The sequence below is a fragment of the Mycobacterium sp. PDNC021 genome, assembly GCF_048282635.1.
In the GTDB taxonomy this organism is placed as follows: Bacteria; Actinomycetota; Actinomycetes; order Mycobacteriales; family Mycobacteriaceae; genus Mycobacterium; species Mycobacterium llatzerense.
Genome location: NZ_CP182502.1, coordinates 5,442,116 through 5,462,748, shown reverse-complemented (window position 1 = coordinate 5,462,748; position 20,633 = coordinate 5,442,116). Strand labels below are relative to the sequence as shown.

Genomic DNA, 20,633 nt, shown 5'->3' with positions numbered 1-20,633 from the left:
ACACCCAGGTGGCACTGGCAATGTTCCTTTCGCGGTGTGTACGGAGTCTGGCGGTTGTGCGGAGTCTGGGGATGTCCGTGTCCACGCCGCCTAATTCGTGGCGCCTGGACGGGCTCGTGGTGGCCGGATCGGCGGTCATTTTGACGGGCGGGGCGGCACGAGCAGCGCTCCAAGCAGCTCTTATCGCGATTCGGGCGCGCCGCGCCAATGGGCTGCCAGCCTCCGAGCCTTACAGGGAGTTGGCGCGGGCTCTCGCGCAAGTGGAGTCCGGAGGCGGACATTCGGACATCCATGAACGTGTTGTGGTGGAGCATTTTTCAGTAGGTCCGACGGTTCCACTCGTCGAAGCGGCTGCGCGTCTTGGTCTTTCGGGCCGTCAGTTGCGGCGGTTAGCACCGCAGCTTGGCGGCAAGAAGATCGGCGGCATGTGGCTGGTGGACGAGCAGGCACTTGCTGACGAGATCGAAGGAAGGAAACAACCGACATGGCGACACGGCTGAAGCTCAGGCCGGACGAGGATGCCCCGATAAGTAGGCGTGACGTCGTGCACGTCCTGGCGGCACTGGACGATGACGAATTCCGTGAGCTGGTGGACGAGGCGCGTGGGCCATCGGTGATCTCGGTAGAAAGGGTTGCTCGTGGCGAGAAGTGAAGCAGGACTGACGGAACGGCTTTCTGTCCCCGGCTTGGTCGAAGTACGTGCTGACGCCGGCGCTCGCACGATTGGCGGCTATGCCGCGAAGTTCAACCGAATGAGCCAGAATCTCGGCGGGTTTGTCGAGCGGATTGATCCGGCGTTCTTCAACAAGAGCCGCGGCGACGGTTGGCCTGATGTGATCGCCCGCTACAACCATGACGACAACATGGTGTTGGGCACCTCCAAGGCCCGCACCCTGCGCCTCAGTGTGGACGGCACCGGCTTGATGTACGAAGCGGACCTGCCGCCGTCCCGCACTGATGTGTACGAGCTCGTGCAGCGGGGGGACGTGAACCAGTCATCGTTCGCGTTCTACACGCTGGAAGACGATTGGGGCGTCACGGATCAGGGCTTCCCTCTGCGAACTCTCGTGTCGGGCAAGCTGGTTGACGTGGCCCCGGTGAATACCCCGGCGTACGTTGACACGTCGGTGGGTCTGCGGTCGCTCGCCGCCAAGTTCGACGCGCCTCTCGAAGAGGTGCAGAAACTCGCCAGCCGCAACGAACTTCGCCGACTGATCGTCCGCACCGATGCGACACCACCCGAGCGCCGCCGGTCTGCCCGTCATGCACTCGCGATGGCCGCGGCCGCATCAACCGATCCTGGTCTGCGCTCGTACAACGCACGGCTCGCGCTGACGGAAGCTATGGAGGCGTAATGAGTGAACAAAACCGGCCGGATACACCAGCCTTGGACAGGTTCGACGCTGACGTGCGCCGAACAAGCCTGCTGCTACTGGCGGCGGCTTCGGACGGGGAACATGCCGACCTCACCTCCGGCGTCGACCGGTTCCTCGAGCGACCCGATATCCGCGCCAGCCTTGGCTTCCTGGCGCGCTTGAGTTTCGCGGCCTTGACCCAAGGTTGCGGGTCGTCGGATGCCGCACTGTCATTCATTCGCGACGAGATCGACGTGGCGGATTTCGCCATCACGATGCCTGACACGGTGGACCTGGAAGACCCCGCCCTTACCTTCCCCGACATAGTGGGGCGAGCATGAAAGTGCGGATCACAAAGCGCCCGGTCGGCTACATCTCATTGGATGGCCATCCGCTCACCGCGTGGCCGCCGGCCGGTCAGGTTGTCGACCTTCCGGACGCGGTCGCCGAAGACCTCATCAAAGGCGGCAACGCAGAGAAGGCGCACGGGCCTGGCCGCGCATGGCGGTGGCCCTGGCAGATACCTGAGCCTGAGCCTGTTGCGGATGTACTCGTGCGAATCAAGGTGCGCCCGAACGGATACGTGAGTATCGGTGGTGGCCCCCTCATTGTGTGGCCGAATGTTGGTTCGGTGATTGAACTGCCGGCGGGGGTGGCTGAAGACCTGCTTGAAGGCGGGTTCGCCGAAGTGGCAACCGATTCGAAGATCGGAGGCTGATCATGGACCCGATCATTCTGAGGATTGAGCCGGAGCTTGATGAGCGTGCCGCCACTGCCACGATGACCCGGGCGCAGCGTGTCTACGAGCAGGGTTCCCGTGACATTTCGAAGGTGATGCGCCAGCAGTTGACTCAGGGTACGGAGGCTGCGGGCAGGGGTTTCGACGAGTTGGAGACCAAGGCCCGCAAGGCGTATCTGGGGATGCAGGACGCCTCGGAGAAGGTTGCGTCGGCCGAACGCAAGCATCAGGCGGCGGTGGAGAAGGGTGCGGCGAGCGCGGAGTCTCTGGGCCGCAAGGTGGAGCGTGCGCGGCTGGCTGAAATCGAGGCGATCGAGAAGGCTACCGCCGCATACAAGGAGTACGGGCAGGCCGCTGATCGCGCCGGCCACAGTGCCGTCGGTGGCTTACGCGGCGCTCTATCTGGAATGCGTAGCGCGGGCGGTGAGGCCGCAAGCGGATTCATGGAAGGCTTCACCGGGTCGTCGGCGCTGATGAGTCTCGGCTCGAAGGCTGGACCTATCGGCCTCGCTGTGGCGGGGGTCGCGGCTATCGGCGTCGTCTCAGGAAAGGTGTTGGCCGACAACATCGCTGCCGGCATGGACCAGCTTCGGATGCGCGATCTCGTCCAGACACGCCTGGGCGTCGACAGCTCGACGATGCAGACGATCGGCGACGCGGCAGGTGCAGCGTACGTCAAGGGTTTCGGTGGCTCGGTAGAGGACAATCTGAAGACGATCTCCGCGGGAATCCGTGCCGGCCTGATCAGCCCGAAGTCATCCGATTCCGACCTGGCGAAGTTCACCGAACGGATGGACACCACCAGCAAGATCACCGGTCAGGACACCGGTGAGATTGCGTCGAAGTCCCGCAACATCGTTCGCTCCGGACTGGCCGCGGATTACAAAGAGGTCCTGGACCTGCTGAACTCGGCGGCCGGCAAGCAACTCGATATCTCCGGTGACTTGCTGGACACGCTCGAGGAGTACAGCACCGCCTGGCACGGTGTCGGGTTGTCCGCTCAAGATGCGGTCGGCTTGATGAAGCAGATGTCGGATGCGGGCATCCGGAACACCGACGTGGCGGCGGACTCGCTCAAAGAGCTGTCGATCAACGTGTCGGATAACTCGAAGACGACACGGCAGGCGCTCAGGGTGTTGGGTTTCGACGCCGACGAGATGAACCGAAAGTTCGCTCAGGGCGGGACTTCTGCGCGCGATGCCCTCAGCGCTGTACTGACCGCGCTGCAGGACTTGAAGGATCCGGTCGATAAGCAGAACGTCGGCCTGGCGCTGTTCAAAACGAAGTGGGAAGACAACAAGACCGCCATTGAGGCCGCGAATCTGAAGACCGCGGCGAGCGACATGGGCAAGGTTGCCGGCGCCACTGACGAGGCCACCCCGAAGCTCAACGAGCACGCGGACGCGTGGACAAACCTCGGCAACAAAATCTCGGAGATGTGGGACAAGACCGAACGGAAACTCGCCGACGGCTGGCTAGGGAAGTTCGTCGACAAGACGCTGCCGGGCATGTTGTCCCAGGGGTTTGACTTGGCCCTGAACTTGGGTACTGGTGGAGCTCAACTGCTGGGCATGGACCCGCTGGGGTTGCACGATAAGCCACCACGCTTCGCCGGTGGCGGGGGCAGTTTTGACCCCGCGGGTCCGCCACCGGGCCACGGTTGGTTTCCGGGCCTCAAGCCGCCAGATGCTCCCGGCCTGGGTCACGGCGCGCAGTCGCTGCACTGGGATGATGCCGCCGAGGCTGACAAGGCATCGAAGACTCTCCCGCCGGCTCCGGTGGTGGCGTTGAACTACACGTCGACTGCGGGTCTGCCGTCAGGCATCGCGAACGCGCAGCAGAGCTTGGATGAGCGGAAGCATGATGTCGCCGAGAAGGAGGCGCGTCTGCATCAGCTCGAGCAGACGAACATCGCGACCGCCGACGATATTCAGAAGGCCAAGAACGACCTCACCAAGGCTCAGCAGGACCAGCTCAAAGCCGAGCAATCGTTGAACGACGCGCGGGTCAATGCCACAAAGCAGGCCAACAAGCAACTATCCGGGTTGTCGTCGGACCTGAATGACCTTGGGTCGCAACTGGACAAGGACTTCGGCATCTCCAAGGGCCTCGGCGGCATTGTCGAGAACGCAGTCAAAGCACTCGGCAACGTCCTCGCGGCACCGTTCTTGCAGGCGCTTGGTTTCGTCGCGAAGGCCAACCCGAACGAAGGCTCCGGTCTCGTGGGTATCGCTGCGGCCAATGGGATGTTTGGGCAGCAGTACACCCCAGGTGCAATTGCGGCGGCGAGCCAGACGACCGCTGCACTCGACGGCTTGACTACTGCTGCGACGTCGGCTGCTGGTGCGCTCACTGGCGGATCGGGAGGCGGCCTGCCGTACGGGCTGCCCACTGGTACCAACACGGGCGGCTACGGGTCCAGTGGTGCTGCGTTCCCGTCGTGGGTGCATGACTTGGAGCAGGCGTTCGGCGTCAAGGCGTCCACCTACGCCGGGCATCAAGAATCCGACCGCCACGAGCCTGGCTACGCGCCGAACCCGATGCATCAGAACCGTGGTATCGACTGGACGGGTTCGCCGCAGGCCATGCAGGCATTCGCGAATTACATGGCGAGCCAACCGAACGCCGAGCAGGTCATCTACCAGAACCCGCTAACAGGCCAGGCGACGGAATCCGTTGCGGGACAGGCGCGCCCAGGCTACTTCGCGAGTGACCTCGGCGCTCATCAGAACCACGTGCACACGCGGCAGGCGTACGGGATTGGCACACCTGGACTGAACCCGCTCGGCGGCCCTGCCGGTGTGCCGCCGGCTAGTGGTGGCGCCCCGTTGCATCCGGGCGTCGGCCCGGCGAATGCGATTCCGGGCGTGGCACCGCTCGGGCAGGTCTCTCCTGCGGTGGGTGGCGGTGTCCCGTACCCGACGACGGGTGGCAATAGCGGCAACGTGCTCGGTGGCCTGCCCATGGACGGGCTGATGGCCGCTGCTGGTGCCGCAGACCTGATGATGCCCGGTGCAGGTGCCGCCGCGAAGATCGGTATTCAGGTCGGGAACCGCACTGTCGGGTACGTCGCGCAAAACATGGGCATCGCAGCGAACGCAGTCGGCGAGTTCCTGTCCGTCGGCGACAATCCGAAGGGAAGCCTCGGTGCTGGCTGGTTGGGCAAGCTGGCCGGTGGAATCGCCGGTGCCGCACCCGCATTGCCGAACCTGGCCGGCGGGAAGAAACCTCCGGGGCCGATGGAACAACCCGGTGGCGGGCAACAGCAAGGGAACACGGACAACAGCCAGACCAACAACATCACCGTCACGCCGCCCCCGGGAACCAGCGCGAACACGCAGGCGGCCATGGTGGCGGAGCAGGGGCGCATGCGCGAAATACCGGGGCGTCAGTAAACAACTTTCCCGGCGCCGGGGAATTGGGTGTCCACGGCCGCGGACACCCACCCTCGAAGGGTCGCATTTCAAACGCGACCCTTTCACCAAGCTAGACAGGATGTAATCAACCATGACCACCACGAAGTGCGAGCAATGCACGCTCCGAGAGCAAGGCGAAACCGAGCGCACCAACAAGACCACTGGCATCCACATGCAACGGCTGATCCTGGGAGCCATCAACAGTGGCGGGGCTGATGTATCTCGCGACGAGCTCATGGCCGAAGTCGACGACTGTTTGGAATGCGCACTCACCCTCATCACGCAGCTCGTTTGGTACAACGCCCAGGCGCTCGTCCGCATCGTCGGAAGCCTCGATGCCGCCAAGCAGGGCCTCGAGCTGAGCCTCATGGAAGACACCAACGACTTGCCGCCAGACGAAACCCAGTGAGCCGCTTTCCTGCTGGACCCTGCCGCTGACTGCACATTCGCCCCCCCGTAACCGCAGGTCAGAGGGCCTATTTTTGAGGTCAAACGCCAGGTGAGACTGCCAGTCTTGCTTTTCTCTCCCCGCGTGTTTCCCCCACCACCCCCAACCTCTCTTCGGGGAAGTGTGGAAAAAAATGTCGGAGAGAGATGCGGAAGACCGGCGGTCTCACCTGGGCCGACGCCTCAAAAAACTGGGCGGCCATGTGCTTGAGCGGTTAGTCTGGTCGACTTCGCCGAAATCGGAGTTCCTGAAGGTACTCATCTCATGCTTACTGTCCGGCGCTGGCTCTCTCGTCAGCTCTACCTCTGGTCGTGCCGCATCCACGAGGATTGGCACGAAGTCGAACTTACGTCGTCTGATGGCGAGCGGATTCGGTTCTGCTGCTACGGCAACTTCACAGGCTCATGGCCCGAGCGTTGGGACTTCGCCTGCTCTTGCGAAGCGCCGGCAGCTCACTGACTTGCCCTCCAGACTCGTTCAAAACCCCCAGACCCGTACACATCGCGCGGCTGACTGGTGATGGGGTCAGCAACGGGCTGGCATCCACGAATAGATACCCGCCCCCTACCTGGGGTTTTGCACGGCCAGTCAACGGGCTGACGGTGCGTGAATTGCGCCACGCCGCGCGTGAACTATGCGCATAGCGGGTAAATCTGTCGGTAGCAGCGTGTAATACTGACGTCAGAGATAGCAGCGAACGGTTGGACCCGGGCTGAAGTTAGAGGGGCAGAGGCCATGGCGAACGTTCACGATGTGGCGGCATACATCCTGCAGAAGAAGACTCGCATGAGCGCGATGAAGCTGCAGAAGCTGGTCTACTACTCGAAAGCCTGGCATCTGGTCTGGGAGGACAAACCCCTGTTCCGGGAGCCGATTCAAGCCTGGGCCAACGGGCCCGTGGTGTACGAGCTCTACGACCTGCACCGCGGCAAGTTTGAGGTCACCGCGAAGGTCCTCAAAGGCGGCGACCCCAACAATCTCACTACCGATGAGAAAGAGTCGATCGACGTGGTGCTCAAGCACTACGGGCATCTGAAGGCATACGAACTGAGCGATATGACTCATCGTGAGGACCCGTGGCGCAACGCTCGCGGCGGACTACCGGCCGGTGCCCCCTGCTCGAATGTGATCACTGACGTGTCGATGTACGAGTACTACTTGGGGCTCGTCGGGAGCAACTGATGGGGGACCGTCAGAACGGCGGCCGCCGCGGCGGTCGCCCGAAGCTCATCGCCGATGGTGGCACGGCGCCGCCACCGGCGAAACGGCCGTTCTCAAGTCCGCCCGCACCAGATAAATTGCTGACGTTCCGGTTTGGCCGGCTGGACCACGACAAGTGGGCCTTGTGCAAAATCGAGCGTGGGCACCACAAGCGCCTGTTGGAGCGACTGGCCTACTTTGAGACGTTGACTGTAGAACAGGCTCGAGCGAACCATGTGCTGTCGGACTACGACATGTCGGAGTTCCCAAACAAGAACGCACGCAAACGCCTGAATAACCAGTACGACGGCCATGACGCGCTGTGCGGCCTGAAGATTGCGCCGAGTGAAGACATGCGCCTTTTCGGCATCCGGGAAGGTCACGAGTTCCACATCATCTGGTGGGACCCGGGCCACGAGGTGTGGAACCAAGGCAAGAACGTTCGCTGAACCTGTCGGTGCCTCGTGGCAGTGTTCCGGCTTGAGGAGCCCGAGCTCGCCTTCCGCTTGCTTCGGCCCCTCGCCTGCGGCGCTCCGGGGATGGCTCCTACTTCTCCGCCGCGCCGCAGGTTCTCGCCAAGCGCTCTGAACGTCCCCTCAGTTGTCCGCTGGCGCGGAGCCCGGCTTCTCGGCGTTGAGTGTGATTTCGCCTGACCGAAGCAACGGCAGCACAGGGCTATCCAGGCCCAGTGATGAGGCGGCCTGTCCGACCGTGGCCCGTAGATATGGGTAGACGACCATGACTCCAACCTTTGCGGAGAATTCGCGCATGGTGGCGTCATCGATTTTGCCGCTGGTCTTCAGTGTGAACACTGCGCCGGCGTCGGCAATGTATTGACCGCCGCGCGCGGCAAGCGTTGCCTTGCAGCGAATTTCGAATTCGTGATCTTCGACCCGGGTCAGGACTTGGAGCGCAAAGTTCTGTTCAACGGATGGGTCAACACGCCGGCCGGAATTTTCGTACACCACTAGCGACGTCAATTCGGACTCGTTGAGTAGTTCCTTGCAGTCTTCAAATTTGGATTCGCCGCCGAGGTCGATCATGAGGCGAGGGCGTAGGTCCGCTGGTAGTAGTCGTCGGCAATTTGCTGTGTGCCGCGGCCATGTGGACTGAACACAACTCCCGGGATATCAAGGTGAGTCGTGACCGTGACCTGCTGGATGCCTTCGGAGATCATGACGTCGAGTCGGTTGTGATCGTCGAGGGTCGGGAAATGTGCTTCCTCGGCGGCCCAGTCGAGACCGAGCGTGCGCGCCCACTCGACAACATCACCCCACAGCCAGACGCCGCCGCTAACTAGCGAAACGGGTGCTGGGAACGGTGTTTCAGAGAAGCGCTCACCTCGCACCCAGAGGCCGACACCTTGCCGTGTCATGTCTGACCGGTCGGCGATGTCTTGCCGGGCGACTAGATCCTGGTATGTACGCAAAACCCGAATACCAGCCGCTTCAATCAACTGTGCGGCGCGAATCCCGGCCTCAATCGCGTCGGGGGCATGCATCGCCGTGGTCACGATGTTGAAGTCGCGGTGCGAAGCGATTGTGGCGTCCGGGAGTAGCGCCAAAACCTGGCCAAGGCGCGCGTCAGCAGGGTCACCGATCGGCTCGGTGGCAAACGCTATCTCAAATTCGGTTTCCAAGGCCATGGCACTATCGTGTGCGAAGACGGCGATGTTGTCAACCGGAAACAGTGCAGGTCGAACGGCTATTCGATATCGGCGTCGACGATCTTCTGCATCGCTCGACACTCGCGACGCAGCCGCTTGGCGTGCCATGTCGGATTACCTTCGGGCGTACTACCGATTATCACCCACGGCGGAACGAGTCGAACTCCAGTATCTGGTGGCCACAACGTGAAGCCGTGGCCCTGATCGCGCACGCGCCACCCCTTCTCGGTCATCCAGTATTTGATCTCTTCATAGATCTCGTGGCGCCCTTTGTACGCCTTGCGCACATCCTCAAGCGACACCTCCGGCCAGTCAGCCATGACGTAGCCCGAGGTGGCTACCGCAAGGAACTGGCATGACGAAGGCCTTTCGTTGGGCCTCGGCCAGACGTCGGACGGACTCGCAATTGGAACGACGCGCCGGATTCGTGCATGTCGCCTAGGATCAGGGGAGTCCTGCCAGACACCCGAGGCCCTTGCTGGAGTCCGCTCCGGCAGGGCCTCGGCGTTTCCTTTGGCAAGCTGTGATTTACCTGCCCGTCGAAAAGCGTAACGAGTTGCCGCGATTGATGCGTGCATCATGGCGTGTCGGGAGGGTGTAATTCATTGACGACGATCCCGCCGAGAACGTGGTGGTGGAAGTAAGCGCGTACAGGCATCGCGGAAGTCGGCGGACAGGCGCTCATCGAGTAGCCGGTCCATCGTGGTGGTGCTGCTAACGCTGCCGAACTCTCGCAGGCCGACGCGCACTGTGGCGAGCACTCTGAGGTCTGCGTCGATGTCTTCGATGGTTCGCATGCTGGTTTAGACGTATCTGGCGGCCGTCCGGTTCCATCGAACGTATGATCTAACAGTGGGCGACCTGCCGGCGATCACCGATGTGATGTATTAAGACATCGGTGACAGTTCTGCATCAAGACATCGGTGACAGTTGATGTGTCAGGACGTCGGTGACAGTTCGGTGTTTTTGGGGCGGCCACCACGGGGTCTGCCGTTGCCGACGTACCTGACTCCGGGTGCGGGTCGGGTGTGTTCGGCGAGGACCTCACCGAGTAGGTCGGTGATGATGATCGCGTTGTCGATGCTGACCACAAGCACTTTCTCAAAGGCTCGGTGCGTGTCGACCATGTAGCTCACGTAGTTCAGCGTGATGGTGCCTGCGGTGCTCACCGATCTGAGGCGAGTGCCTGCGGGCAGGTCTACCGGCGCCGGCGGTGTGGGCCTCGGGCGTGGCGCGGGCCGGTCGAATAGTGGCCGATCGGGCTTGGGGCGGGGTGGGTCGGCTTTAGGGGTGGCCTCCCACGCGGTCGAGGGTGTGACGCGCCCAGGCAGTCCCTGGTGCGGGCGCTCGGTGTTGTAGATGTGGTCGAACTCATCGACCTGGGCCTGCAGTTGCTCAAGCGATTCGGCGAGCGGCTGCTTGTCCAGGTAGCGGAACAGCGTTTGATGGAAGCGTTCGTTTTTGCCCTGGGTGGTCGGCTTGTAGGGCTTGCCGGTGATGGCCTCCACCCCCAGGGTGCCCACGTGGGCGACGAGTCGGCCGTGGTGTCCGCGCCGTGTCGGGTTCAGCGCCGCTCCGTTATCAGATAGCAGTCGTTGGGGCACACCATGATTGGCGACGGCCTTATCGAACACGGCGATCGCCGCTTCGGCGGTCTCGCTGCAGGCCACGTGGGAGCCGACGGCGTAGCGGGAGTGGTCATCGATCAGTTGCAGGATCACGCATGTGCGACCACCAGCCAGAACGTACTCGGTGCCGTCCAGTTGCCAGCACGCATTCGGGGCCGGATACACGAACCGGCGCCACGATGAGCGCGGCTTCTTCTTCGGCTCCACGCGGGCTACCCCGGCCTCGCGGAAGATGCGTGCCAGCGACGCCGTCGACGGGACCTGGGCCAGGCCCATCGTGCGCATCTTCTCGTGCACGCTGATCGGCCCGTGATCGAGTCCGGACTGCTCCAGTGCCGCACGTACCCCGATGGCCTGTTTCTTGACCTCACCACTCAACTCCGACGGGCTCGATTTCGGTCGTCGGGTCCTGGGCTCGAGCACCGCCGCCTGACCATCGTTCTTGGCACGGTTACGCAACACGTAGAACGACTTCCGGGAAATGCTGTGCTCGGCGCAGAACGTCGAGACCGCCCCGCGAGGCGCGTCATCGGGCCACTGCGAGATCGCCAGACGGACACGAGGATCGATCGGTTCATTGACAGCCACCCACCGAGCCTCAAGGCGATAGAACTGTCACCACCAAGAACACTCAAACTGTCACCGATGTCTTGATGCAGAACTGTCACCGATGTCCTGAGACATAACAGCCGGCGATCACCGATACCGGCCGACATCCGGCAGGTGACTTCCGCCGGGTCGACCCCCCACGCAGTGTGCAGATCGACCTCGCCACCCTGTTTCCCCGACAACCTCACCACGCCGAGCGGTACCAGCCCGGCGGCCTACAGCTGCACCTGGTCGTCACAGGACAGCTGACCTGTTGGGCGCGCTGCGTCAAAGGCCAGTGGTGGGGACTCGTGACCTATCCAGTCGTGTTCGGGACGCAGCAGAAGACCGTCACCCACTGGGTGCCGGCGTGGGTGCTCAAGATTGCCTAACTACTCGCTGAACAGAGGGCGCAAGATGAACCCATACATGTACTCCCTCGCGTCTTTGCCGCGTAAGTGGTGGACCTTGTAGCTGACGAGCCCACGACGCGCGTAGGAGGTCGGCGGCTTCGGCGAGGGTGTAGATCGGCGGGATAGATGACGCACCGTCGTCGGTCTCGTCCATAGGGGTGACCCTAGGTGTCGGCGCAGGATCGTGCGCGGCAAACCCAGCACCCACCTTGTGCCCACTATCTGCCCACAGTTACAGATATCTGCAGTGATATCCGCTGATGTAATTCAGCAGGTCATGCGCGTTCTTGCTGGTACGCAAAGGGTTTGAAATCGGTTCGAGTCCGACTGGGGGCACAAGAATTGCGCCCAAAAGGCGCGACCTCGCTTGAGAGGCGAAACGGCTAGGCCTTGCCCGGATGCGGCATCAGCGCCGTCGCGATCGTCGTCAGCGCTTTGATCGCTGGTGTGGCGTCCTGCTCGTACTGAGCCTGCACCACAGCTCCGTCAACGGCTACACCGAGTGCTTGGGCTGCGCGGGCGCGGTGTGGTCCCGGCGGCAATGTCGCCTTGATGGCGGCGACCATGTCGGCTTTGTGTCGCGAGGTGATCGCATGTACTTCGGGTAGTTCAGCGCCGAGTTCGTTGACGGTGTTGATGAATGCGCATCCCCGAAAAGAAGGCGCAGTCAGCCACTCCTCCACCGCGGATACGACCGCCGGACGCCCGCGCCTGCTCGCGGCGTGCCGGTCGAGCGCGTCTTGGAACCACTGCATCCAACGGTCATGACGCAGTTCGAGGAACGCGAGGATGAGTACGTCCTTGCTCGCGAAGTGGCGGTAGAAGGTCACTTTCGTGACACCGGCTTCGGCGATCACTTTGTCGATGCCCGTGGCCCGGATGCCATCGCGATAGAACAGCCGATAGGCGGTAGCCAGTATCCGATCGCGTGCCGGCAGGGACGGCACGTCAACCTGGGGATCGAGGGTGTCGGAGACGCTCACAACCTGATTGTAGACAGATCTGTCCACTCTCGTCGAGACCGCATGTAGACAGAGCTGTCCACATGCGCTACCTTTGCCATGTATACAGATCTGTCTACATGGCAGCATTCCTAGAAAGCGAGACGGCAATGACCTCCTCCACGACCACCGAAGTGAAGCTCCCCGTTCCGCCGTTCACCGACGAATCGGCAGCCGTCAAGGTCCGATTGGCCGAGGACGCATGGAACACCTGCAATCCGCATATCGTGTCGTTGGCCTACTCGCTCGACAGCAGCTGGCGCAATCGCTCGGAGTTCGTCACGGGTCGCGAGAACATCGTGAAGTTCCTGTCCGGCAAGTGGGGGCGTGAGCACGAATACCGGCTCATCAAGGAATTGTGGGCGCATAGCGACAATCGCATCGCGGTGCGCTTCGCCTACGAATACCACACCGATTCCGGCGAGTGGTTCCGTGCCTACGGCAACGAGAACTGGTTGTTCAACGAGGCGGGCCTGATGACCCACCGTCACGCCAGTATCAACGACGTGCCAATCAAGGAGAGCGACCGCAAGTTCTTCTGGGATCGCAGCGGTGCGCGCCCGGCCGATCACCCGGGCCTTTCTGATCTCGGCCTGTAGCGGAACCGTGGTGACCGGGACCCGGCCGCTGAGTCCACCGTGTTACGCCGAGAGAACGCTGAATTACGCAGGGCCAATGAGATTTTGAAAACAGCGACGGCGTTATTCGCAGTGGCGGGGGTCGATCGCCGACTGCGGTAATCGTCGACTGCGTCGACGCTCGCCGCGACCAGTTCGGGGTCAACGCGATCTGCACCGTGCTCGCTGAGCGCGGCCTGCCGATCGCCCCGTTCACGTACTACGCCGCCAAAGCCCGCGGCCCAGTCGGTGACGCCACCTGGTGGTGGCCCGGATTGGTACTGCCGAGACTATTGACGTACAGCAGTTCAGCCGCGCTGCTTACGGCTCCGCATGGCGGCACGTTGCATGCCGCCCGAGTACATTCGGCATTCGACATCTTTGCATTAATAGCTTTATGCAGTTAATTACCTTCGGTAGTTAACTTTCTGTCGCTGAATATCAACATCGAATAACGAATATTTCCGGCTGAATTGACCCCGAGCGGCGGTCCTTCTGAAGTAATTTGCGGGTGCAGGTTACCGATTACTGAGGGGGAGTTTTGCAAACGATTACGCGGACCAGCATGACGAGCGGTGTGGCACTGATCGGAGCGAGTGCCATCGCGCTGTCACCGATAGTGGTGACACCGCAGCAGGTGCACCTGCCGACGATCCCGGTGTCGAGCCTCGCGACGACGTTGACCGCGCAGGTCAATCCCATCAACGAATGGGGGAAGGTCCTTACGGCAGCGTTCAACAACCTTTCGGCCCTCGGCCAGCAGGTGTGGGCCGACCCGGCTCCCATCCTGAAGCAGATCATCATCAACCAGATCGGCTACGCAAACACCGTTTCTACGGCGCTGGGCGCCGCCGGCAACAGCTTCGTCACTACCGCGGCGGCACTTCCACCGGCGCTCCGTCAAGCAGCTCAACAACTGGCCGCCGGCCAGATCAGCGGAGGCCTGAACACGGCATTTCAAGCGCTGCTCAACTTAGTGGTAAACCCCGGCTTGGCACTGATGCAAAGCCCGATATTCAACATCCCCGGCCAGGCTATGCAGAACGTCACCAACGTCGTCAAACTGCTCCCCGATGTTATTGTGGCAGCGGGCTTTTCAGTGCTCGGCACGGTTAGTGGCGTCCAGCGCGCCTTTGGCGATACCGCGCAAGCGGTGTACGACGGGGTTCGCGCCGGCAACCTCGGGGCGGCTGTGAACGCGATCCTCAACGCCCCGGCCGTGCTCACCAACGCCTTCCTCAACGGGTATGCACCGACGGGGGCCGCAGGGATTCTGAGCCCCGGATTTGGCTTGGTCCCCTTACTGGTGGTCAGCATTCGCCAAGCCATCGCGCAAGCGCTGGGCGCACCGGTGCCCGCCGCGGCGGCGGCAGCGTCCCCCGATACGGGACCGTCCGCCGTTCCGTCGGCCGCTTTGTCGGCTGCGACGGTCACGCTGGGCGCCGAGAAGGTGACGACGCCTGATGCCGTAAAGGTCGCGGCGACGAAGACCGCGGAGACCAAGACCACCCCGGCAGAACCCGCCACAACGGCTCCGGTCGCCGCGGCTTCACCCGAAACGCCTTCTACCGCAACCGAAACGAAGCCGGAATCGGGCACCACCTCGGGCAGCACCACCACGCCAACCGGTGGCACCGACACCACCAGCGGCACCACGGCCGGTACACCCGGCACGACCGGTGAACCGACGAAGCCCAGCGGATCGACCGGCAGCGAAACGGGCTCGGGCAGCACCGGCTCCGGCAGCAGCAGTGGCGCATCCGGCTCGACCGGCGGCACCACGACCGGTACACCCGGCACGACCGGTGGGCCGACGAAGCCGACCAAACCCACCAAGCCCAGCGGATCGACCGGAAACGAAACGGGCTCGGGCAGCACCACCACGTCAAACGGTGGCACCAGCACAACCGGCGGCACCAAGACCGGTACGCCCACCAAGCCCACCAAGCCCACGAAGGTGAGCGGATCGACCGGGAGCCAGACAGGCTCGGGTAGCACCGGCTCCGGCAGCGGCGCATCTGGCAGCAGCAGCGGTGCATCTGCATCCGGAGGTGGCGCTTCCCACGCCGCCGCGTAGTCACACCCTTTTCAAGACCAGTGGGCCCCGCTCATGAGCGGGGCCCACTGTCGTCTGGTGTCGCGAGGGGTCGCCAGACATGCAGCGGCCCCCGGGCCTTGGTTCCTGGCGTGGACGGAACGAGAAGCTCGGGGGCCGGGTGGCTGTGGGGAATTCGCCGGCGCGCGTGGGTGATTCACATGCGCGCCTCGGGATGCGCCGAATAGGCACTCGAGGCCATCGCCACGTAGTAGTCGCGGCCCAACTGGGTGCTCACCGTGGTTCCGGTCGTGGCGCCACCGGCGGCAGGCTACCCATCACCACGCGATCGGTGATCGGGGCCTCGGCCCGGGATCGCTCGTGTGCGCGCACGGCGTCACGCCTTGGTCGCCGAAGCCGGCCAGCCGGCGAGTTGGGTGTTGAAGTCCGCCGGCGAGGTAGAACTCGAACCGGGCAGCAGCTGTAGTTCTCGGGGAGCTTGTGGACACGTAGGCGCTCGATGGGCGTCATGAAATTCCGCATTGAATATCTTTCTGGTAATAGCTTTCTTTTATGCAATTCTCAATACCGAATAGCTAATAACAAATAGGGAATGCGACACGGCTATCGAAACGTATTCAATATGTGCACGGAATTTGACTAGAGGCGAGTTATGTTTTCTTCGCTCTACCGCGGCGCGGCATCTCGGCCACGTCGTTACCCTCACCTCTTGGAGATAACTATGCGATCGAATACGTCCACGCTGCGTCGTGTCGGCGCCATTACTCCGATGGCGCTTGCTGCCGCACTCTGTTTCGCAGGGACGGCACATGCAGCCGTCTCTGTGAATTGGAGTTGTCAGGCCTCGGTTGGGACGTCGAGTATGACAACCTCGGTTACTACCACCGCGCCGGGTTCGGTGACCGCGGGTTCTCCCGTGGCCATTACCGTTGCGCCGGGTTCATCGACGGTTCCGACGTCGGCGGCTGGTGTAACGGTCGTCAAGATCAGCAACATGAAGATGCTCATCCCGGTGCCGGCGAACTCGACATATGTCTCCTCCAGCGCATCCGGTGGATCTGTCCCCGGCACGACGGCCCTCGTGGGCAGTAATGTCGTGCTCACCGTTCCCGGCCCAATTTCCGGTGGCACGACGTACACGCCGCCTGCGGTCACCATCAACGTGACGGCCAACGCTCCCGGCTCAGTTACCAGCAACTATGCCGGCAACAGCTATACGAATCCCGGCATGACCTTCACCACTACCGTGAAACCGCCGCTTGTTCCTCAAATCGACGTCGCAACCGCGTGCTACCCGAATCCGTCTCCGACGCTCACCACCACGACCGTCACCTAACTCTGGATGGCGCGCAAGAAATAGCCGACTGTACATATGGACGGCGCTGATCGGATTAGGGTCAGACTCAGCGCAGGGCCTGGGGAAGTGCGGCGGTGAATAGCCCTCGACTGGGCTGAATGACCAGCCCAGTCGAGGGTTATTTCTATTTTCCGGTCACCATCTCGAAGGGAGAAGATTATTCTCTGCCGAATCTCTTATTCGCACCTGTCGGTTGCGTTTGTGAATGAACCCAGCCCGGCGGGGTCGTCCACCTCGCGGAAGCTGACGTTTGCACATCGAGATAAGCACCGGTACCTGTCTATGAATCCAAGCCACCGATGCCACGGATACTGCGCAATGCGGCATCTTTTCTTGGCGTAAGCACTCCAACTCCGCATGCTCATCAAACAGAGATCACACGGGTTTCAGACAAGACGGTGCTCCCCATATGAGTCCAGCGGTTCCCGGGGTTCCAACCCGCGGCCTGGCGCGGTTCGCCGCCAAGTCCAACATGTCCCAGCGCCAGCCCCACGAATGTTTGGTGCAACGCAGCTGCTGCCGCTTCTGGGGTCACGCTGAAAAGTTGAGGTCCATGACCAGCAGTTATTGCCCGTCAAGGCGGTGGCAAAGTTGGTCATCGACAGTTCTAGCTAAAGCGTCAATAATGGCGTCCGGAGCCACTCGACCGTCGCTATGATCAGGTCCAGTGGAGAACCTTGGGGGAGGTCTTTCGTCCGATGGCAACTGAACTCGCTCGGATCGCTGCAGACTTGAAGAGACGACTGGAATCTTTTCATGGATCCGTCGACGAATTGGCGCACGAATTGATGAGGATGCTCGGCGTCAATCACACCGATCTACGTGCCCTGTTACACATTCTCCTTACGGGCGAGAAGGCAACGACGCCGGGACTTCTGGCCGACCGGCTCGGTCTCACTGCCGCCGGCACCACGATCGTGCTCAACCGCCTGGAAAAGCTGAGATACGTCAGTCGATCACTACATCCGACCGATCATCGCCGAGTAGTCGTGTTGGCCACGGATCTCGCTGCTCGCCGTATCTCGGAACTCGTCTCCCCGCTGCTGGATCAGGGCGGCAAGATGTTGTTGAGCTATTACAACGCGGCGGAGATTGCCCTGATCGTCGGGTTCCTCACCCGTACGAACGAAATACACCAAGCTCATCTGAAGCGGATGCGTGAATTGGATCCCTACCCCCAGTAACCGTCCGATCCACGTCGCTGAACTCGTTGGTGCACAGGGTGTCTGGTTGCTGTCGAGCGTCACACTGGCCGCTCGACGCTACGCGCATGTGAATCACCCACGCGCGCCGGCGAATTCCCCACAGCCACCCGGCCCCCGAGCTTCTCGTTCCGTCCACGCCAGGAACCAAGGTTCGGGGGCCGCTGCATGTCTGGCGACCCCTCGCGACACCAGACGACAGTGGGCCCCGCTCATGAGCGGGGCCCACTGGTCTTGAAAGGGTGTGACTATGCGGCGGCGTGGGAAGCGCCACCTCCGGATGCAGAGGCACCGCTACCGCTGCCGGATGCGCCGCTGCTGCTGCCGGAGCCGGTGCTGCCCGAGCCAGTCTGGCTCCCGGTCGATCCGCTGGGCTTGGTGGGCTTGGTGGGCTTCTTGGGTCCACCGGTCTTACCGGGCGTACCGGCCTTGGTACCGCTGCCGGATGCGCTGCTGCCGGAGCCGGTGTTGCCCGAGCCCGTTTCGCTGCCGGCCGATCCGCTGGGCTTGGTGGGTTTGGTGGGCTCACCGGTCTTGTCGGGTGCGCCGGCCGTGGTGCCGCCGGTGCTGCCCGAGCCTGTTTCGCTGCCGGTCGATCCGCTGGGCTTGGTGGGCTTGGTCGGCTCAGCGGTCTTGTCGGGTGTATCGGTCTTGGTGCCGCTGGTCGTGTCGGTGCCCCCGGTTGGCGTGGTGCTGCCCGAGGTGGTGCCCGATTCCGGCTTCGTTTCGGTTGCGGTGGAAGGCGTTTCGGGTGAAGCCGCGGCGACCGGAGCCGCCGCGGCGGGTTCAGCCGGAGTGGTCTTGGTCTCTGCGGTCTTCGTCGCGGCGGCCTTCGCGCTATCGGGCGCCGTCACCTTCTCGGCGCCCAGCGTGACCGTCGCAGTCGACAAAGCGGCCGACGGAACGGCGGACGGTCCGGTATCGGCCACCTTCGCCGCCACGGGCGCAGCGGACGGAGCGAGCGCATGGGCGATGGTGTTCAGGCCCTGGATAACCTGGTCGATAAGTCCGCCTGGGCTGAGCAGTCCGGGAGCGCCGGAGAGAGCAAACCCGTTGAGTATCGCGTTGACGATCACGCCGGGCGTTGCGACAAGGGCATTGACTGCGCCCATCAAGTTCCTGGCTTTCAGTGCGTCGAGGACGGCCTGCGCTTGGAATGCGGTCGCCTGCATGGTGCCGTTCACGGTACCGATGACGCCGAAACTCGCGCCGACCAGAACGCTCGGGGCCACGGCGACGACGTCCGCGAAGTTCTGCGCCATGTTGACCGGAATTTGAAGAAGTTCGAGCAGCGGGAAGACTGGGCCGACAATGAGTCCGAGCCCCGCACTGAACAGCGTGTTGTAAGCCTCGTAGAGCTGGCCCGCCCGAATCTGGTTGAAGGCGTTTTGAACCCCTGCCGGGAAGCCGTAGGGGTTGTCCAACTTCAGTTGGTCGACGAGATTCACGAAGGAGTTTTGCACTGCCGAGAACGTCTGCCCGCCGTAGGTGAGGCCGTTGATGAGCAGCTGGTGCAGAATCGGCGCAGGGTTGGTCATATAGGTTTCGACGAGTCCGCCGCTGTTGGCGAGAGCGTCTTGGATGATCTTCGACCACTGCTCGATCGGGTTCACCGCAGCGGTGAGCGCAACCTTCGCCGAGGACACGGCTCGCGTTTGTAGTTCGGCGATGGCGGGCATCGGTTGGGCAATCGGGGCGAGCGCTATCGCACCGGCACCTGTCAGCGCAATACCCATATTGATACGTGATCGAACGGCGCCGTGCATGCCAGGTCTCCTTAATTGACGGTCGTGTCACCGGGAGGTTACCTGAGCGGAAGTCGAATTCCGCAAGTATTTTTATTTCCGTTGCGGTACCCCGCCACTCGCAATCTGGATTAATGTGGGTTGTTGCTGGTTGTTGAATTTTGGAACAGATATCAGCAAACCGATACTCGACCGCGTTCGTTCAGGTCCAATTACCTAAACCCGTTTAGCTAAAAGCGCTTAACTAAAAGCATTTAACTAAATGTGGTTAATTGAATGTGCCCGAATAGTCGAGGATGCTCAACCGGCGTTCTAGTTGCCTATTCTGATTTGCCGCCGGTCAGAGACCAAGACGCGGGCACCGTCGTGGCCGCGCGGGTGGGTCGCTCGTGGTGCGGGCGCTCTTCGGCGAGGCGGCGGGTATCGCAGCCGGCGGCATGTACGCGCAGTGTCGCGTCGGCGGTAGGAGTGGCCGCCGCGATGTCATCCCGGTTGCGTCATCCCGGCTTCGCCCCGTTTGGTATGGCCGACTTGTTTGAAAACAGATCGGCAAGCTCCTGTCGAAGTGGCTCCACGTAGGTAAGTGCCTGCTCGTGGGGGGCTCCAAAGGTTGCCGCCGCAGGTGCTCAGGCAATGTGTGGAGCATTCGGGCGCCGTGGCTTCTAGGTTTGCTACTAGCCTGGCGTCGGGTGTTCAACTGCCCTACTTATGACCTATGAACTGGGCTGTTCAGTTGGCGTGTGAGGGGTATCGCCATTCTGGAAGTAGCTGAAATCGCGGAAAACTGTTGCTTTGTAACTTACTGATGGGTTAATTTTGTGACGGCGGCGGGCTGAGATCGCTCACGCAATCGAGGGATGGGGTAATGCAGCTGACGTTGCGTCCGGCGGCGGTCACGCCGGAACCGAGTAGCTGAACAGGTTGTGGGCTCTGCTGGAAGGCGGAGGGCCACAACCATTTTGGGTGTTCGATCGGCGCGGTGGCCGACGGTTCGCGGATCGGCCATTACCGCGCGACGCCAGCACGAACACCCCGAGCAGTCAGGCGGGTGGACGCGCGAGCTCCCACGCGAACAGCGCGGCGAACGCAGGCGCGCGCTGGGTGATCGTAAGTACGCCTGCGGTGCAGTCAGCTCGCCCGCCCAACGGCGGAGACAGGAAGTGATCGCAAGTGTCATACCGAAACCGCGACGGTGGCAATCG

Annotated in this window: 20 protein-coding genes, 1 pseudogene and 1 other annotated feature; of the genes and pseudogenes, 15 read left to right on the top strand and 6 right to left on the bottom strand. The window is 62.4% G+C overall.

Annotated features, from left to right (window positions below):
• Window positions 1–71: 71 nt before the first annotated feature.
• The 9 genes from ACNO8X_RS26095 (at window position 72) to ACNO8X_RS26055 (ending at window position 7,607) form a co-directional block, all read left to right on the top strand.
• Window positions 72–500, top strand: coding sequence for a hypothetical protein (locus ACNO8X_RS26095; RefSeq protein WP_418003353.1), 429 nt, complete (start codon window positions 72–74; stop codon window positions 498–500).
• Complete coding sequence (locus ACNO8X_RS26090) at window positions 485–652, top strand: hypothetical protein (RefSeq protein ID WP_418003352.1); 168 nt, start codon at window positions 485–487, stop codon at window positions 650–652. Before ACNO8X_RS26095 ends, ACNO8X_RS26090 begins: the two co-directional genes overlap by 16 nt.
• Window positions 639–1,355 carry an HK97 family phage prohead protease gene (locus ACNO8X_RS26085; protein WP_418003351.1) on the top strand — a complete coding sequence of 239 codons (717 nt, stop codon included), beginning with the start codon at window positions 639–641 and terminating at the stop codon, window positions 1,353–1,355. The genes ACNO8X_RS26090 and ACNO8X_RS26085 overlap by 14 nt, the downstream gene beginning before the upstream one ends.
• A complete protein-coding gene (locus ACNO8X_RS26080; RefSeq protein WP_418003350.1) occupies window positions 1,355–1,696 on the top strand; it encodes a hypothetical protein in 342 nt (113 codons plus the stop codon). Before ACNO8X_RS26085 ends, ACNO8X_RS26080 begins: the two co-directional genes overlap by 1 nt.
• Entirely contained in the window at window positions 1,693–2,073 is a 381-nt protein-coding gene (locus ACNO8X_RS26075; RefSeq protein ID WP_418003349.1) for a hypothetical protein, read from the top strand. Before ACNO8X_RS26080 ends, ACNO8X_RS26075 begins: the two co-directional genes overlap by 4 nt.
• A gap of 2 nt (window positions 2,074–2,075) precedes the next feature.
• Window positions 2,076–5,489, top strand: a complete 3,414-nt coding sequence (locus tag ACNO8X_RS26070; RefSeq protein WP_418003348.1) for a phage tail tape measure protein — start codon at window positions 2,076–2,078, stop codon at window positions 5,487–5,489.
• A 112-nt stretch (window positions 5,490–5,601) separates the two neighbouring features.
• Complete coding sequence (locus tag ACNO8X_RS26065) at window positions 5,602–5,919, top strand: hypothetical protein (protein WP_418003347.1); 318 nt, start codon at window positions 5,602–5,604, stop codon at window positions 5,917–5,919.
• A 774-nt stretch (window positions 5,920–6,693) separates the two neighbouring features.
• A complete protein-coding gene (locus ACNO8X_RS26060; protein ID WP_418003346.1) occupies window positions 6,694–7,140 on the top strand; it encodes a Panacea domain-containing protein in 447 nt (148 codons plus the stop codon).
• Window positions 7,140–7,607: a hypothetical protein gene (locus ACNO8X_RS26055; protein ID WP_418003345.1), complete on the top strand. Its 468-nt coding sequence runs from the start codon at window positions 7,140–7,142 to the stop codon at window positions 7,605–7,607. The genes ACNO8X_RS26060 and ACNO8X_RS26055 overlap by 1 nt, the downstream gene beginning before the upstream one ends.
• A gap of 147 nt (window positions 7,608–7,754) precedes the next feature.
• Here ACNO8X_RS26055 and ACNO8X_RS26050 read toward each other — a convergent pair whose 3' ends face one another.
• The 4 genes from ACNO8X_RS26050 to ACNO8X_RS26035 all read right to left on the bottom strand — a co-directional run bounded on the left by ACNO8X_RS26050 (window position 7,755) and on the right by ACNO8X_RS26035 (window position 10,998).
• Window positions 7,755–8,201 (bottom strand): hypothetical protein, encoded by a 447-nt coding sequence (locus tag ACNO8X_RS26050; protein WP_418003344.1) that lies wholly within the window; start codon window positions 8,199–8,201, stop codon window positions 7,755–7,757.
• Window positions 8,198–8,803, bottom strand: coding sequence for an XRE family transcriptional regulator (locus tag ACNO8X_RS26045; RefSeq protein ID WP_418003343.1), 606 nt, complete (start codon window positions 8,801–8,803; stop codon window positions 8,198–8,200). The genes ACNO8X_RS26050 and ACNO8X_RS26045 overlap by 4 nt, the downstream gene beginning before the upstream one ends.
• Before the next feature lie 59 nt (window positions 8,804–8,862).
• Window positions 8,863–9,144, bottom strand: a complete 282-nt coding sequence (locus ACNO8X_RS26040; RefSeq protein WP_418003342.1) for a hypothetical protein — start codon at window positions 9,142–9,144, stop codon at window positions 8,863–8,865.
• 618 nt (window positions 9,145–9,762) lie between these two features.
• Entirely contained in the window at window positions 9,763–10,998 is a 1,236-nt protein-coding gene (locus ACNO8X_RS26035) for an integrase core domain-containing protein (RefSeq protein WP_418005940.1), read from the bottom strand.
• A 149-nt stretch (window positions 10,999–11,147) separates the two neighbouring features.
• Here ACNO8X_RS26035 and ACNO8X_RS26030 point away from each other — a divergent pair, with 149 nt between their 5' ends.
• Window positions 11,148–11,432, top strand: a complete 285-nt coding sequence (locus ACNO8X_RS26030) for a hypothetical protein (protein ID WP_418006038.1) — start codon at window positions 11,148–11,150, stop codon at window positions 11,430–11,432.
• A 404-nt stretch (window positions 11,433–11,836) separates the two neighbouring features.
• On the opposite strand, the gene ACNO8X_RS26025 is transcribed toward ACNO8X_RS26030, so the two are convergent.
• Entirely contained in the window at window positions 11,837–12,436 is a 600-nt protein-coding gene (locus tag ACNO8X_RS26025; RefSeq protein ID WP_418003341.1) for a TetR/AcrR family transcriptional regulator, read from the bottom strand.
• 128 nt (window positions 12,437–12,564) lie between these two features.
• Here ACNO8X_RS26025 and ACNO8X_RS26020 point away from each other — a divergent pair, with 128 nt between their 5' ends.
• From ACNO8X_RS26020 to ACNO8X_RS26000, 5 genes and pseudogenes are all read left to right on the top strand, one after another.
• Window positions 12,565–13,053, top strand: a complete 489-nt coding sequence (locus ACNO8X_RS26020) for a nuclear transport factor 2 family protein (RefSeq protein WP_133763372.1) — start codon at window positions 12,565–12,567, stop codon at window positions 13,051–13,053.
• 9 nt (window positions 13,054–13,062) lie between these two features.
• Window positions 13,063–13,334: pseudogene (locus ACNO8X_RS26015) on the top strand (IS3 family transposase); the annotation flags it as partial.
• Window positions 13,152–13,283: a sequence feature (AL1L pseudoknot), on the top strand. Its footprint overlaps the pseudogene before it by 132 nt.
• Window positions 13,335–13,750: 416 nt before the next feature.
• Window positions 13,751–15,148, top strand: coding sequence for a hypothetical protein (locus ACNO8X_RS26010; protein ID WP_418003340.1), 1,398 nt, complete (start codon window positions 13,751–13,753; stop codon window positions 15,146–15,148).
• A gap of 895 nt (window positions 15,149–16,043) precedes the next feature.
• Window positions 16,044–16,463: a hypothetical protein gene (locus ACNO8X_RS26005; protein WP_418003339.1), complete on the top strand. Its 420-nt coding sequence runs from the start codon at window positions 16,044–16,046 to the stop codon at window positions 16,461–16,463.
• A gap of 719 nt (window positions 16,464–17,182) precedes the next feature.
• A complete protein-coding gene (locus tag ACNO8X_RS26000) occupies window positions 17,183–17,668 on the top strand; it encodes a MarR family winged helix-turn-helix transcriptional regulator (RefSeq protein ID WP_418003338.1) in 486 nt (161 codons plus the stop codon).
• A 266-nt stretch (window positions 17,669–17,934) separates the two neighbouring features.
• Here ACNO8X_RS26000 and ACNO8X_RS25995 read toward each other — a convergent pair whose 3' ends face one another.
• Window positions 17,935–19,452, bottom strand: coding sequence for a hypothetical protein (locus ACNO8X_RS25995; RefSeq protein WP_418003337.1), 1,518 nt, complete (start codon window positions 19,450–19,452; stop codon window positions 17,935–17,937).
• Window positions 19,453–20,633 lie beyond the last annotated feature (1,181 nt).

What these genes read in the sequence shown, in the direction of transcription:
- ACNO8X_RS26095 (WP_418003353.1), top strand. Translation starts at nt 72, where the DNA reads ATGTCCGTGTCCACGCCGCCTAATTCGTGGCGCCTGGACGGGCTCGTG.
- ACNO8X_RS26090 (WP_418003352.1), top strand. Translation starts at nt 485, where the DNA reads ATGGCGACACGGCTGAAGCTCAGGCCGGACGAGGATGCCCCGATAAGT.
- ACNO8X_RS26080 (WP_418003350.1), top strand. Translation starts at nt 1,355, where the DNA reads ATGAGTGAACAAAACCGGCCGGATACACCAGCCTTGGACAGGTTCGAC.
- ACNO8X_RS26075 (WP_418003349.1), top strand. Translation starts at nt 1,693, where the DNA reads ATGAAAGTGCGGATCACAAAGCGCCCGGTCGGCTACATCTCATTGGAT.
- ACNO8X_RS26070 (WP_418003348.1), top strand. Translation starts at nt 2,076, where the DNA reads ATGGACCCGATCATTCTGAGGATTGAGCCGGAGCTTGATGAGCGTGCC.
- ACNO8X_RS26065 (WP_418003347.1), top strand. Translation starts at nt 5,602, where the DNA reads ATGACCACCACGAAGTGCGAGCAATGCACGCTCCGAGAGCAAGGCGAA.
- ACNO8X_RS26060 (WP_418003346.1), top strand. Translation starts at nt 6,694, where the DNA reads ATGGCGAACGTTCACGATGTGGCGGCATACATCCTGCAGAAGAAGACT.
- ACNO8X_RS26055 (WP_418003345.1), top strand. Translation starts at nt 7,140, where the DNA reads ATGGGGGACCGTCAGAACGGCGGCCGCCGCGGCGGTCGCCCGAAGCTC.
- ACNO8X_RS26050 (WP_418003344.1), bottom strand. Translation starts at nt 8,201, where the DNA reads ATGATCGACCTCGGCGGCGAATCCAAATTTGAAGACTGCAAGGAACTA.
- ACNO8X_RS26045 (WP_418003343.1), bottom strand. Translation starts at nt 8,803, where the DNA reads ATGGCCTTGGAAACCGAATTTGAGATAGCGTTTGCCACCGAGCCGATC.
- ACNO8X_RS26040 (WP_418003342.1), bottom strand. Translation starts at nt 9,144, where the DNA reads ATGGCTGACTGGCCGGAGGTGTCGCTTGAGGATGTGCGCAAGGCGTAC.
- ACNO8X_RS26020 (WP_133763372.1), top strand. Translation starts at nt 12,565, where the DNA reads ATGACCTCCTCCACGACCACCGAAGTGAAGCTCCCCGTTCCGCCGTTC.
- ACNO8X_RS26000 (WP_418003338.1), top strand. Translation starts at nt 17,183, where the DNA reads ATGGCAACTGAACTCGCTCGGATCGCTGCAGACTTGAAGAGACGACTG.
- ACNO8X_RS25995 (WP_418003337.1), bottom strand. Translation starts at nt 19,452, where the DNA reads ATGCACGGCGCCGTTCGATCACGTATCAATATGGGTATTGCGCTGACA.